Origin of the sequence: Acidovorax sp. GBBC 1281 (assembly GCF_028473645.1) — a bacterium.
Taxonomy (GTDB): domain Bacteria; phylum Pseudomonadota; class Gammaproteobacteria; order Burkholderiales; family Burkholderiaceae_C; genus Paracidovorax.
Map to the genome: position 1 here is coordinate 5,608,903 of NZ_CP097269.1, position 13,092 is coordinate 5,621,994.

Sequence of the window (13,092 nt, forward strand, 5' to 3'; positions counted from 1 at the left end):
TCATGATTGGCCTTTCGCCTCGGCCAGCACGCCGGCGAGCGTGCGCTCGACCAGGGCCACCTTGAATGCGTTTTCGTGGGTGGGGCGCGCCGCGCCCAGCAGCTGCGCCGTGGCGGCCTGCGCGCCTTGCGGCAGGGCCGCGTCCGCCGACGCCATGCGCCAGGGCTTGTGCGCCACGCCGCCCAGGGCGACGCGGCCCGTGCCGTCCTTTTGCAGCACGGCCGCCACGGAGATGAGCGCGAAGGCGTACGAGGAGCGGTCGCGCACCTTGCGGTAGATGTGGGTGCCGCCCGCGGGCGCGGGCAGCGTCACGGCGGTGATGAATTCGCCGGCGTCGAGCGCGGTCTCGATGTGCGGGGTGTTGCCTGGCAGCCGGTGGAAGTCGGCGATGGGAATGCGGCGCGGCTGGCCGTCCGCCCGCACCGTCTCGACCACCGCATCGAGCGCCCGCATGGCCACGGCCATGTCGCTCGGGTGCGTGGCGATGCAGGCCTCGCTCGCGCCCACCACCGCATGCTGGCGCGTGACGCCGCCGATGGCCGCGCAGCCCGCGCCCGGCTGGCGCTTGTTGCACGGCATGTTGGTGTCGTAGAAGTAGGGGCAGCGCGTGCGCTGCAGCAGGTTGCCGGCGGTGGTCGCCTTGTTGCGCAACTGGCCCGACGCACCGGCCAGCAGGGCGCGCGACAGCAGGCCGTAGTCGCGCCGCACGCCGGCATGCGCCGCCAGGTCGGTGTTGCGCACCAGCGCGCCGATCCGCAGCCCGCCCTCCGGCAGGGGCTCGATGCGGCCCAGGCCCAGGCCGTTGATGTCGATGAGGTGCGTGGGCGCCTCGATCTGCAGCTTCATCAGATCCAGCAGGTTCGTGCCGCCGGCGATGAACCGGGCCTGCGGGTTGCCTGCGGCAGCGGCTGCGGCGGCCTGCACCGAGGCCGCGCGTTCGTAGGTGAATGGCTTCATGCGGCACCCCCGTTCGTGGCGGCGACTTCGGTGATCGCATCCAGGATGTTGGAATAGGCCCCGCAGCGGCACAGGTTGCCGCTCATGCGCTCGCGGATCTCGTCGGCCGAGAGCAGGGGCTGCGCCGTGAGGTCGCCGCTCACATGGCTGGGAATGCCGGCCTTGATTTCCTGCAGCACGCCCACGGCCGAGCAGATCTGGCCCGGCGTGCAGTAGCCGCACTGGTAGCCGTCGTGCTTGACGAACACGGCCTGCAGCGGGTGCAGCTTCTGCGGCTGGCCCAGGCCTTCGATGGTGGTGACCTGCGCGCCCTCGTGCATCACCGCCAGGGTCAGGCAGGCATTGATGCGGCGGCCATCGACGATGACCGTGCAGGCACCGCACTGCCCGTGGTCGCAGCCCTTCTTGGTGCCGGTGAGGTGCAGGTGCTCGCGCAGGGCGTCGAGCAGCGTCGTGCGGGTGTCCAGCGACAGGGTCTGCTGTTGGCCGTTGATGGTCATGCGCACCGGCATGGCCGTCTCGCCCTGGGGCGCCAGCGTGCCGGGCTTTGGCGACGGTGGAGCGGCCTGCGCCGCGGTTCGGGCGGCGGCCCCCACGACGAACAGGTCTCGCCGGGTCAGCGCTGGGTCGGTGAAGTTTTGCATCGTGGGATCCTTTTTTGGGGGCAGGGCAGGGGAGCCCTCTGGCCACTCGCCAGGGTGCGGGAGTGCGTGCGCGGGCATGTCTTTGCAAGCCTTGCCCGATCCATCTTGCGCAGAGGGCGGGGAAAAGGTTTGGAGGCCAATGCCGCGTCTGCCTGTCAGCCACGTGAAGCCACGCCAAGGGAGCGGTCCTCTTCATTCTGCGCTGCGCCACGCCCAAAAACAGGGCCCTGCCATCCCCAAAACGGATGGCATGCGTTCTCCAACCGGCATCGGTTTGCGCTGTCTTTCGGCATCCAATCGGTGCCTGAGGCCGGTCACCCGGCACACCGACCACACCGCCGAACGGCGGATCCACCAGCCCATCGGAAAGGAAACCCCATGAACCCATTCAACTTCAACCGGCGCGGGGCCGTCCAGGCGATGGGCCTGGCCCTCGCCGCAGCCGCCGCGGGCGGCGGTGCTGCGCGCGCGAGGGCGGCGACCCCCACGACACCCTCCACGGCGCCCTCCGCCTCGGGGGCGAACCCGAGCATCCTGATCGTGGTGTCGAGCCATGACCGAAAAGGCCAGGATCTGGTGGCGGGCTTCTGGTTTCCGGAACTGACGCACCCGGCTCAGGCGTTTGCGCAGGCCGGCCTCGCCTACGACATCGCCAGCCCCCAGGGCGGGATGCCGCCGTTCGACGGCTTCGACCTCCAGGACGAGGGCAACCGCTGGTTCTGGATCCAGCCGGAACTGAGGAACCGGCTGGCCAACAGCCTTCCCCTGGCCCAGGTCGATCCCTCCCGCTACGCCGCCGTGGTGCTCGTGGGCGGCCACGGCCCGATGTGGGACTTCGCGGGGAACGCCGGCCTTCAGGCGATCGTTCGCTCGGTCTACGAGCGCGGGGGCGTCGTGGGCGCGGTGTGCCACGGCCCGGCGGGCTTGCTGGACCTCAAGCTGTCCGACGGAACGCCGTTGATCGCCGGCCGCCGGCTGACAGCGTTCACCAACGAGAAAGAGGCCTCGCGCCAATACGACCGACTGGTCCCCTTCGCGCTGGAGTCGGCCCTGAAGGCGGGACAGGCCGTGTTCGAGGAAGCCGGCATCTTCCAGAGCCATGTGGTGGTCGACGGGCGATTGATCACCGGCCAGAACCCCGCTTCGGCCCGGCCGTTCGGCGAGGCGGTGGCCGCTGCGCTGGCAGCCCGGGCCCGGCCGTAGCAGGCCACGGGGCGATGCGTTTTCGGCATGGGAGCGCGACAATCCATGCCGATCACCGGGGCGCATGCCGCATGCGTCCATGCGCGCCCGGCCCATGCCAACGAAAGGAGGGGCGCAGCCCATGAACGACCTGCCGATCTCGGCTTTGCGGACCTTCCGCGCGCTCGCGCGCTGCGGCAGCTTCACGGCCACGGGCCGCGACCTGGGCATGGCGCAGTCGGCCGTCAGCCGGCACATCGCGGCCCTGGAAGCGCATCTGCGCCAGACGCTGGTGCTGCGCGGCCACCGCCGCGTGCAGCTCACGCCGGCGGGCGAGCTGTACCTGGACACCGTGCAGCGGGTGCTGGACGAGCTGGACCAGGGCGCCGTGCGGGCCACCCGCTCGGGGGGCCGGCCGGTCGTCAAGATCCTGGCCATGCCGTCGTTCGCGGCCCGCTGGCTCGTGCCGCGGCTCGCCCGGCTGCCCGCCCGCATTGATGCCGAGATCGAGCTGGCGACGTCGATCTGGGATGCCGACTTCCACAAGGAGCGGTTCGACATCGCCGTCCACTACGGGGACGGGGCATGGCCTGGCGCCCGCTTGCTCATGCACGACAGCCTCGTTCCCGTCGTCTCGCCGCGCCTGCTGGCCGGACCGAGGCTGCAGCGGATCGAAGACCTCGCCCGATTCTGCTGGCTGCACGACAGCCTGCGCAGCAGCAAATGGCCCCAGTGGCTCGCGGCGTTCCACCTCGGCGACCTCGCGAGCGAGCGGCACATGAAGCTGCAGGACACCGAGGCGACCCTCACCGCCGCCGTGGCAGGCCTGGGGATCGCGGTGGGCCACGCGGTCCTGATCGAGCACGACGTGCGCGAGGGCCGGCTGGCCGAGGCATGGCCCGGGCACATGCCGCTGGCGGCGGGCTACCACCTGCTGCAGTCCAAGCGGTCGGTACGCAATGCCGCCGCACAGGCGCTCGTCGCCTGGCTGTTCGACGAGGCCGAGGCGTTCCGCCGCACGCAACAGATCCCGGACGCCCGGCGTGGGGCTCCGACCGGCCAGCCCTTCGCGAGGGGTTGAACCGGCTGCGGAAAATCAGCGCTCCCTGTCGCGCATCCCCTACACGGCCTGACATGCCCCGTCGTCATAATGGCCGCCATGCCGAACCGCTGGAAACCCAACGTCACCGTGGCCGCCGTCATCGAACAGGACGGCCGCTTCCTGCTGGTGGAAGAAGACACGGCCGACGGCCTGCGGCTGAACAACCCGGCGGGGCACCTGGACCCGGGCGAGTCGCCCATCGACGGCTGCGTGCGCGAGGTGCTGGAGGAAACCGCCTGCGACTTCACCCCCACGGCGCTGGTGGGCGTGTACCTCAACCGCTTCACGCGCACCCGCACGGGCGACGACATCACCTACCTGCGCTTCGCCTTCGCCGGCTCGGTGGGACCGGTGCATGCCTGGCGCACGCTGGACGACGGCATCGTGCGCACCGTGTGGATGACGCTCGACGAGATCCGCTGCTGCGCGGACCGCCACCGCAGCCCGCTGGTGATGGAGTGCATCGAGGACTATCTGGCCGGCAAGCGCTACCCGCTGGAGCTGATCCACACCGACGCCAGCGTGCTGCAGCCGCGCTGACCCCGGCGGGCCGCACGGCACCCGCCACCGCCGCGTTTTGGCCCGTATCGCCTCCATGCCGGCGGATTGATTGTCCTCTTTGCTATTAATTTAATAGCGCATCAGATCCGGCCGGATCGCATGCCCCGCGGCGCACCCGGCGTTCTGCCGGCACGCCCCCGGTCGCGGCGGCATAAAAAATACAATCCCGGCCATGACAGCAACCCCCAAGCACCGCGTCGTCGTCGGCCTGTCCGGCGGCGTGGATTCCGCGGTCACCGCCCATCTGCTGAAAGCCATGGGCCATGAGGTCGTCGGCATCTTCATGAAGAACTGGGAAGACGACGACGACAGCGAATACTGCGCCTCCAACATCGACTTCGTGGATGCGGCCGCCGTGGCCGACGTGATCGGCATCGAGATCGAGCACGTGAACTTCGCCGCCGAGTACAAGGACCGCGTGTTCGCCGAGTTCCTGCGCGAGTACCAGGCCGGCCGCACGCCCAACCCCGACGTGCTGTGCAACGCCGAGATCAAGTTCAAGGCCTTCCTGGACCACGCCATGCGCCTGGGCGCCGAGAAGATCGCGACCGGCCATTACGCGCGGGTGCGGCAGAACGCGGCGAGCGGCCTGTTCGAACTGCTCAAGGGCCTGGACCCGTCCAAGGACCAGAGCTATTTCCTGCACCGCCTGAACCAGGCGCAGCTGTCGAAGACGCTGTTTCCCGTGGGCGAGCTGCACAAGACCGAGGTGCGCCGCATCGCCGAAGAGATCGGCCTGCCCAATGCCAAGAAGAAGGACTCCACCGGCATCTGCTTCATCGGGGAGCGGCCGTTCCGCGAGTTCCTGAACCGCTACATCGCCCATGCGGCGGGGCCGATCCAGGACGAGCGCGGGCGCACACTGGGCCGCCACCAGGGCCTGAGCTTCTACACGCTGGGCCAGCGCCAGGGCCTGGGCATCGGCGGCGTGAAGGAAAAGGGCGCGCAGCGGGGCAGCGGAGACCACGCCCCCTGGTTCGTCGCGCGCAAGGACCTGGACAAGAACGTGCTGCGCGTGGTGCAGGGCCATGACCACCCCTGGCTGCAGTCGCACACGCTGCAGGCGGGCGATGCGAGCTGGGTGGCCGGCGCGCCGCCCGCCGCCGGCCTGCTGGCGGCCAAGACGCGCTACCGCCAGGCCGATGCGCCCTGCCGCATCGATCCACTGGCGGACGGCAGCTTCGCGCTGGAATTTCCCGAAGCGCAGTGGGCCGTCACCCCGGGCCAGTCCGCCGTGCTGTACGACGGCGAGGTGTGCCTCGGGGGCGGCGTGATCGCGTCGGCCACCACCGTCGCCTGACGGGCCCGCCGCACGCATGGCCCCGCCGCGCATTCCGCCGATCCAGGGCCTGCTGGCGTTCGAGGCGCTGGCGCGGCTGCGCAGCGTGACGCACGCGGCCGAGGAGATGAGCGTGACGCCCAGCGCGGTGAGCCACCGCATCCGCCAGATGGAGACGCTGCTGGCGGTCAAGCTCTTCGCCCGCGGCGATTTCAGCCTGACGCCCGCCGGCGCCGCCTACCTGGAGCGGGTGCGCGAGGCCATCGCCGCGCTGCAGCATGTGCCCGGCACCCTGGGCGTGGGCCAGGCGACGCGCCTGCGCCTGGGCGTGACGCCGACCTTCGCGCGCCAGATGCTGCTGCCGCGCATCGCACAGTTCCGCCACGCCTACCCGGACATCGAGCTGCAGTTGCAGGTGTCGCTGCCGGTGCACCACGTGATGGCCGAGGAGGCCGACGTGGAGGTGCGCTTCGGCACCGGGCACTTTCCCGACCGCGAATCGGTGCAGCTCTTCGCCGACCGGATCACGCCGGTGTGCAGCCCCGAATACCTGGCCGAGACCGGTCCGCTGGACGGCCTGGCGACGGAAGAGGCGGCAGCGCGCGTGCGCTTCATCCGCTGCGCGCTGGAGCCCTGGCGCACCTGGTTCAAGGCCGTGGGCATCGCCCAGCCCGAGCCGGTGGTGGGCAGCCAGTTCAACGACCTGGGCATGGCCTGGGACGCGGCGGTGGCCGGCTTCGGCGTGGCGCTGCTGCGCCTGCGCGCGGGGCAGCCCTGGCTGGAGAGCGGCCAGCTCGTGCGCCTGTCGCGCGACAGCCTGCCGTCGCCGCACGACTATTTCCTGTGCTGGAAGGCCGGCGCGCTCGATCGCTGGGAGTGCGCGGCCTTCGTGGACTGGCTGCGCCAGGCGCTGCACGACGGCCCCTGACGGGCGCCGGGCGCTCCGGGACAGCGGGGCGCAGCCCCTGCGGGCGCAGCGGCTGACACGGAACTGACACGGTTTGAAAAGCCTTCACGCGGGCCGCGAAGGTTTTTCACGCCGCGCGCTTCGCAAATTTCTACAGTGGGCCGGCGCAGGTCCCGGCAGAGGGCCGCGGCACGGGACCCCGCGATCCGCACACCGATAGAACACCGGAGACAAATCCATGACCTGGCAGCAAATCTACGACCCGTTCGGCAACATGATCATTTCCACCGCGCTGGCCGCGATCCCGGTGGTCGTGATGCTCGCCGCGCTGGGCTTCTTCCACATCAAGGCGCACATCGCGGCCGGGCTGGGCCTGGTCGCGGCGCTGCTGGTGGCGATCTTCGCCTACGGCATGCCGGCCGACATGGCCGGGCGGGCGGCGCTGTACGGCGGCTTCACCGGCCTGCTGCCCATCGGCTGGATCGTGCTGAACATCATCTTCCTGCACCAGCTGACCGAGCAGAACGGCAGCTTCAAGGTGCTGCAGGATTCGCTCTCGGGCATCACCGGCGACCGGCGCATCCAGCTGCTGCTGATCGCCTTCAGCTTCGGCGCGTTCTTCGAGGGCGCGGCGGGCTTCGGCACCCCGGTGGCGGTGACGGCGGCCATCCTGATCGGGCTGGGCTTCTCGCCGCTGGCCGCCTCGGGCCTGTCGCTCATCGCCAATACGGCGCCGGTGGCGTTCGGGGCGCTGGGCACCCCGGTCATCACGCTGGCCAAGGTGCACGGCTACGACCTGATGGAGGTGACGGCGATGGTGGGGCGGCAGCTGCCGTTCTTCTCGCTGCTGGTGCCGTTCTGGCTGATCTGGGCCTTCGCGGGCCGCAAGGGCATGTGGGAGATCTGGCCCGCCATCCTGGTGACGGCGGTGTCCTTCGCCGTGCCCCAGTACCTGGTGTCCAACTTCATCGGCCCCGAGCTGGTGGACATCATCGCCGCCATCGTCTCCATGGCTTCGCTGGTGGCCTTCCTGCGCGTGTGGAAGCCCAAGACGGTGTGGACCTCGGCCTCGCTGCGCGGGCGCGACGTGAGCGCCTCGGAGGCCAAGCCGCCCCAGCCCGTCACCGCGCACAGCCGCGCCGCGCTGGTGGCCGCCTGGACGCCCTGGGTCATCCTGTCGGTGTTCGTGTTCATCTGGGGCCTGCCGCCGGTCAAGGCCTGGCTCAACGGCCTGTTCGCGCCCGCCTTCCCCATGGCCGGCCTGCACAACCTGATCGAGAAGGTGCCGCCCGTGGTGCCCACGCCCACCAAGGAGGGCGCGGTGTACACGCTGAACTTGCTGTCGGCCACCGGCACCGCCATCCTGCTGTCGGCGGTGGTGAGCGCGTTCTTCATGAAATACAACCCGGTCGCCATCGCGCGCACGTTCTTCAAGACGGTGTGGCTGGTGCGCTTTTCGCTGCTCACCATCGTGCTCATGCTGGCCCTGGGCACGCTCACGCGCTATTCGGGCACCGACACCACGCTGGGGCTGGCGTTCGCCAACACGGGCGTGTTCTACCCGTTCTTCGGCACGCTGATGGGCTGGCTGGGCGTGGCGCTCACCGGCTCGGACACGGCCTCGAATGTGCTGTTCGGCGGCATGCAGAAGGTCGCGGCCGAGCAGTTGGGTCTGTCGCCCAACCTCATGGGTGCGGCCAACAGCTCGGGCGGGGTGATGGGCAAGATGATCGATGCGCAGTCGATCGTGGTGGCATCGACGGCCACCCGCTGGTTCAACCACGAGGGCGACATCCTGCGCTACGTGTTCTTCCACTCGATCGCGCTGGCCTGCCTGGTGGGGCTGTACGTGACGCTGCAGGCGTACGTGTGGCCCTTCCACCTGATGGTGGTGCACTGAGGGGGCGTGGAACCGGCGGCGGCCTCGACGTCAGGCGCTTGAAGCCTTTTTGGCCGCGACCGCATGTTCCACTAGGGCATACCGCTATATTTTCAATAGCAAAACAAAAAGGGGCGCACAGGCGCCCCTTTTTGTTTTTTTGCTGCGCTGCCGCGCCGCGTCAGCCGTTGCGCTTGGCGTCCGGGTCGCTCGGGCCGTTGCGGTCGGAGAGCATCTCGGCCGGTGGCTCCAGGTCGCCGCTGTCGCTGCCCTCGGCCTCCCAGGTGCCGCCGTCGCGGCCAGTCTTGCCGCGAGGGTGGGCCATGTCGGTGCCGTCGTCGAAGTTCAGCGGGCCGCCGCTGCGCGGGTCATCGAAGGCCTGCACCGAGATGTCCTCGATGCCGTCCGAAACGTCCTGCTCGGCTTCCAGGTGGTCGTTGATGTCGTCGCCTTCCGGCATTTCGGCCGTGGGATCGTCGGTGGGGTCGATGGCGGTGTCGGGAACGATGGGGGTGCGCATGGCAGGCTCCTTGGGTCGGTCGGTGGGGACGCGGTCCGTGCAACGGTGCGCCGGATGCCCACAGCTTCGCCCCGTGCCAGCGCCGGGGCAGTGGGCGCGGCACCTGTTACCGGGTAGGAGCGATCCCGCACGGCCCGACTACGCCCGGGCTCAGGCGGCCGGCGGCGTCCCGAACGCGTTCAGCGGAATGCGCAGGTAGGCGATGCCGTTCGCCTCCGGGGTCGGCAACTGCCCGGCGCGCACGTTGACCTGCAGGGAGGGCAGCAGCAGCGTCGGCGCGCCCAGCGTGGCGTCGCGCGCGCGGCGCAGGGCGACGAAATCCGCCTCGGCCACGCCGCCGCCCACGTGGATGTTGTGTTCGCGCTGCGCCTGCACCGTGGTCTCCCATTGCGGCACGCGCCCGGCCGGTGGGTAGTCGTGGCACACGAACAGGCGCGTGTCGCCCGGCAGCGCCAGCAGCCGCTGGATAGAACGGTAGAGCGTGGCCGCATCGCCCCCGGGAAAGTCCGCCCGCGCCGTGCCCACGTCGGGCATGAAGAGCGTGTCGCCCACGAAGGCCGCGCCGTCCACGAGATAGGCCATGTCGGCCGGCGTGTGCCCCGGCACCCACAGGGCCGTGACGGGCGTGTCGCCCAGCAGCAGCGTCTCGCCATCGCGCACCAGATGGTCGAACGGGCTGCCGTCCGCGGCGCCGGTTTCGGCGGGAAAGAGCCGGCCGAAGGCGGCCTGCACCGCGCGGATGTGCTCGCCCACCGCGATGCGGCCCCCCGCCTGCGCCTTCAGGTACGGCGCGGCCGACAGGTGGTCGGCATGCACGTGGGTCTCCAGGATCCACTGCACCGTGAGCCCCCGCTCGCGCACGCAGGCCAGCACCGCATCGGCCGAGCGGGTGGCGGTGCGGCCCGCGGCGGCATCGAAGTCGAGCACCGGATCGATGATGGCCGCGCACCGCGTCGCCAGATCCCACACGAGGTGGGTCACCGTGCCCGTGGCGGGATCGAAGAACGACTGGAGGGAAGTGGTGCGGGGCATGGCGGGCGGCCTTTCGAACGGTTCAGCGGACAACAATCTTTTCACAGATATTATGTGATTTGATATATTGAATCCAACGCCGACCTTTCGGTGGCCTTGTGACGGCTTTTGCATCGATCTTCCCATGGACCCCACTCCCATCGACCCCGAACGCCTGCGCCAGGCGGCCAGCCAGGCCGTCTCGGCCCTGAAGGCCCTGGCCAACGAAGACCGGCTGCTGCTGCTGTGCCAGCTGTCGCAGGGCGAGCAGTGCGTGATCGACCTGCAGGCGCGCCTGGGCATCCAGCAGCCCACGCTATCGCAGCAGCTCGGCGTGCTGCGCACCCAGGGCGTGGTGGAGACCCGGCGCGAGGGCAAGAACATCCACTACCGCGTGGCCGATGCCGCGCTGCTCGAGATCCTGGCGGTGCTGTACCGCCTGTACTGCCCCAAGGAGTGAACCCCATGGCCATCGACTGGAACGCCTTCACCCCCGGCACCGCGTTGGCGGGCGGCGCGCTCATCGGCCTGGCGGCCGGGGGCTTTTTCCTGCTGGCGGGGCGCATCGCCGGCATCAGCGGCGTGGTGGGAGGCCTGCTGCGGCCCCGGCGCGGCGACCGGGCCTGGCGCGTGGCCTTCGTGGCGGGCCTGATCGCGGCGCCGCTGGCCTATGTGCTGGCCGCGCCGCTGCCGGCGGTGCGCATCGACGCCGGCCCGGGCCTGCTCATCGCCGCGGGCCTGCTGGTGGGCGTGGGCACGCGCTACGGGGCGGGGTGCACCAGCGGCCACGGCGTGTGCGGACTGTCGCGCTGGTCGGTGCGCTCACTGGTGGCCACGCTGGTTTTCATGGCGGCCGGCATGGGCACGGTCTTCGTGCTGCGGCACCTGGGCTGAACGGAGGGAACGCGACATGACCGTTCTGATCGCCTTTGCCGCGGGCCTGGTCTTCGGGCTGGGGCTGCTGGTGTCCGGCATGGCCGACCCGGCCAAGGTGCTGGGGTTCCTGGACATCGCGGGGCCCTGGGACCCGTCGCTCGCCCTGGTGATGGCCGGCGCCGTAGGCGTGGCCCTGGTGGCGTTTGCGCTCGCGCGCCGCCGGGGCACCACGCTGCGCGGCACACCGCTGCAGTGGCCCGCCGCGCACGGCATTGACGCGCGGCTGGTGGGCGGCAGCATGCTGTTCGGCATCGGCTGGGGCTTGGCCGGCATCTGCCCCGGCCCGGCCCTGGTGCTGCTGGGCATGGGGGTGCCGGACGGCGTGTGGTTCGTGGCCGCCCTGCTGGCCGGCATGGCCGTGTTCGAGGGCATCGAGCGCTGGCGCGGGCGCGGCTGACGACCGCCGTGCAGGCGGATGTCCTGCGCCGCGATGGCAGTTAGCCGACACGCCACGGGCACCACGGCCCCTAGATTGGTGGCCTTTGAAAGGATCCCACCCATGACCGCATCTTCCCCTGCCGCCGGCACCCGCACCGTCGCCATCCTCGTGACCGACGGCTTCGAACAGGTCGAACTGACCGGCCCGCGCGACGCGCTGCAAAAGGCCGGCATCGCCACCCGGATCATCGCCCCGAAGGCCGGCCAGGTGCAGGGCTTCAACCACGACGAGAAGGCCGACACCTTCACGGTGGACGGCACCCTCGACCAGGCCGATCCCGCCCGGTTCGATGCCGTGCTGCTGCCCGGCGGCGTGCTCAACGCCGACACGCTGCGCACGGACGCGAAGGCCCAGGCCTTCGTGCAGGCCATCGACCAGGCCGGCAAGCCCATCGCCGTGATCTGCCATGGCGCCTGGCTGCTGGTGGACGCCGGCCTGGTGAGCGGCAAGACCCTGACCAGCTGGCCCAGCCTGGCCACCGACCTGCGCAACGCTGGCGCCACCTGGGTGGACGAAACCGTGCACGTCGAGGGGCACTGGGTCAGCAGCCGCAAGCCCGACGACATTCCGGTGTTCAACCAGAAGTTGCTGCAGGCCGTGGGCGCCTGACCGCGATGGACGACTGGCTCGGCCTTTTGCAATGGCCGGCATTCGCGGCCTCGGTGCTGGCGGCTTGGCTGGTCGCCTCCACGCACCCAGCGCGGCGCAATACCGGCTTCTGGGTCTTTCTCGGCAGCAACGTGCTGTGGCTGGCCTGGGGATGGCACACCCGCGCCTGGGCGCTCATGGCGCTGCAGTGCTGCCTGGCGGCGATGAACGTGCGGGGCCTGTGGAAAACGGAGCCGGCCGGCGAGGAAAAGGAAGGCGCGGGCAAGGAAGCCGCATGAAGAGAGCAGCCCGTCGTTGGCCCGGCACCCCGCGCGAAAAAGGTGCGAAAAAGGCCTGTCTCCTTGCGAAGACAGGCCTTTCATGGGCCACGACGGCGCGACGGCTTCAGAACGGAATGTCGTCGTCCATGTCGTCGAAGCCCGAGGCCGCGCGCGGCGCCTGGGCAGCGGGCGCCGGTGCCGGGCGCGGTGCGGGCGCGGCAGGGCGCTGGACCGGTGCCGGTGCCGGGCGGCGTGCCGGAGCGGGCGGGGCGCTGTTGTCGTAGCCGCCGTCGTTGCCACCGCCGCCGTAGCCGCTGTCTTCGTAGCCGCCACCGCCGCCCTGGCCGCCGCCCATGCCCTGGCGGCTGCCCAGCATCTGCATGGTGTCGGCGCGGATTTCGGTGGTGAATTTTTCCTGGCCGGCCTGGTCGGTCCACTTGCGGGTGCGCAGGCTGCCTTCCACATAGACCTGCGAGCCCTTGCGCAGGTACTGGCCGACGATTTCGGCCAGGCGGCCGTTGAACACCACGCGGTGCCACTCGGTGGCTTCCTTGTTCTCGCCGGTGTTCTTGTCGCGCCAGCGGTCGGTGGTGGCGATGGTGACGTTGGCGACCTGGTCGCCGCTGGGGAAGGTGCGCATTTCGGGATCGCGCCCGAGATTGCCCACGATGATGACTTTGTTGACGGATGCCATGGTGTAAGGGCCTGTAGAGAATGGTGGAGAGAAGGCACTACGGCCTGCGCGGCCTGTCAGGGGCCGCGGGGAGCCGTCGATTGTGCCCGATTCGCCCCGTGAGCGGACCGGC

General features: G+C 70.3%; 16 protein-coding genes. 11 read left to right on the plus strand and 5 right to left on the minus strand.

Annotation, left to right across the window (positions count from 1 at the left end):
* The gene (locus M5C96_RS26320; protein WP_272566307.1) at window positions 1-957 is read right to left on the minus strand and encodes an FAD binding domain-containing protein; all 957 of its coding nucleotides are present in this window, start codon (window positions 955-957) and stop codon (window positions 1-3) included.
* Complete coding sequence (gene paoA / locus M5C96_RS26325; protein WP_272566309.1) at window positions 954-1,601, minus strand: aldehyde dehydrogenase iron-sulfur subunit PaoA; 648 nt, start codon at window positions 1,599-1,601, stop codon at window positions 954-956. Before paoA ends, M5C96_RS26320 begins: the two co-directional genes overlap by 4 nt.
* 378 nt (window positions 1,602-1,979) lie before the next feature.
* Here paoA and M5C96_RS26330 point away from each other — a divergent pair, with 378 nt between their 5' ends.
* The 6 genes from M5C96_RS26330 to M5C96_RS26355 all read left to right on the plus strand — a co-directional run bounded on the left by M5C96_RS26330 (window position 1,980) and on the right by M5C96_RS26355 (window position 8,532).
* Window positions 1,980-2,804 (plus strand): type 1 glutamine amidotransferase domain-containing protein, encoded by an 825-nt coding sequence (locus M5C96_RS26330; protein ID WP_272566310.1) that lies wholly within the window; start codon window positions 1,980-1,982, stop codon window positions 2,802-2,804.
* A gap of 121 nt (window positions 2,805-2,925) precedes the next feature.
* A complete protein-coding gene (locus M5C96_RS26335; RefSeq protein ID WP_272566312.1) occupies window positions 2,926-3,864 on the plus strand; it encodes a LysR substrate-binding domain-containing protein in 939 nt (312 codons plus the stop codon).
* 78 nt (window positions 3,865-3,942) lie between these two features.
* Window positions 3,943-4,425, plus strand: a complete 483-nt coding sequence (locus M5C96_RS26340; RefSeq protein WP_272566313.1) for an NUDIX hydrolase — start codon at window positions 3,943-3,945, stop codon at window positions 4,423-4,425.
* 193 nt (window positions 4,426-4,618) lie between these two features.
* Entirely contained in the window at window positions 4,619-5,746 is a 1,128-nt protein-coding gene (gene mnmA, locus M5C96_RS26345; protein WP_272566315.1) for a tRNA 2-thiouridine(34) synthase MnmA, read from the plus strand.
* Between the two features lie 16 nt (window positions 5,747-5,762).
* Entirely contained in the window at window positions 5,763-6,653 is an 891-nt protein-coding gene (locus M5C96_RS26350; RefSeq protein ID WP_272566316.1) for a LysR substrate-binding domain-containing protein, read from the plus strand.
* Between the two features lie 217 nt (window positions 6,654-6,870).
* The gene (locus M5C96_RS26355; RefSeq protein ID WP_272566317.1) at window positions 6,871-8,532 is read left to right on the plus strand and encodes an L-lactate permease; all 1,662 of its coding nucleotides are present in this window, start codon (window positions 6,871-6,873) and stop codon (window positions 8,530-8,532) included.
* Window positions 8,533-8,692: 160 nt separating this feature from the next.
* Here M5C96_RS26355 and M5C96_RS26360 read toward each other — a convergent pair whose 3' ends face one another.
* A complete protein-coding gene (locus M5C96_RS26360) occupies window positions 8,693-9,031 on the minus strand; it encodes a serine/threonine protein kinase (RefSeq protein ID WP_272566318.1) in 339 nt (112 codons plus the stop codon).
* 150 nt (window positions 9,032-9,181) lie between these two features.
* Window positions 9,182-10,063, minus strand: a complete 882-nt coding sequence (locus M5C96_RS26365) for an MBL fold metallo-hydrolase (RefSeq protein ID WP_272566319.1) — start codon at window positions 10,061-10,063, stop codon at window positions 9,182-9,184.
* Between the two features lie 124 nt (window positions 10,064-10,187).
* Here M5C96_RS26365 and M5C96_RS26370 point away from each other — a divergent pair, with 124 nt between their 5' ends.
* The 5 genes from M5C96_RS26370 to M5C96_RS26390 all read left to right on the plus strand — a co-directional run bounded on the left by M5C96_RS26370 (window position 10,188) and on the right by M5C96_RS26390 (window position 12,304).
* A complete protein-coding gene (locus M5C96_RS26370) occupies window positions 10,188-10,502 on the plus strand; it encodes an ArsR/SmtB family transcription factor (protein ID WP_272566320.1) in 315 nt (104 codons plus the stop codon).
* Window positions 10,503-10,507: 5 nt separating this feature from the next.
* Window positions 10,508-10,936: a YeeE/YedE family protein gene (locus tag M5C96_RS26375; protein WP_272566321.1), complete on the plus strand. Its 429-nt coding sequence runs from the start codon at window positions 10,508-10,510 to the stop codon at window positions 10,934-10,936.
* A gap of 16 nt (window positions 10,937-10,952) precedes the next feature.
* Window positions 10,953-11,375: a DUF6691 family protein gene (locus M5C96_RS26380; protein ID WP_272566322.1), complete on the plus strand. Its 423-nt coding sequence runs from the start codon at window positions 10,953-10,955 to the stop codon at window positions 11,373-11,375.
* Between the two features lie 102 nt (window positions 11,376-11,477).
* On the plus strand, window positions 11,478-12,026 hold the full coding sequence (locus tag M5C96_RS26385) for a type 1 glutamine amidotransferase domain-containing protein (protein ID WP_272566323.1): 549 nt from the start codon (window positions 11,478-11,480) through the stop codon (window positions 12,024-12,026).
* Window positions 12,027-12,031: 5 nt separating this feature from the next.
* Entirely contained in the window at window positions 12,032-12,304 is a 273-nt protein-coding gene (locus M5C96_RS26390; protein WP_272566324.1) for a hypothetical protein, read from the plus strand.
* Window positions 12,305-12,410: 106 nt separating this feature from the next.
* On the opposite strand, the gene ssb is transcribed toward M5C96_RS26390, so the two are convergent.
* Window positions 12,411-12,980, minus strand: a complete 570-nt coding sequence (gene ssb, locus M5C96_RS26395) for a single-stranded DNA-binding protein (RefSeq protein ID WP_272566325.1) — start codon at window positions 12,978-12,980, stop codon at window positions 12,411-12,413.
* Between the last annotated feature and the right edge of the window lie 112 nt (window positions 12,981-13,092).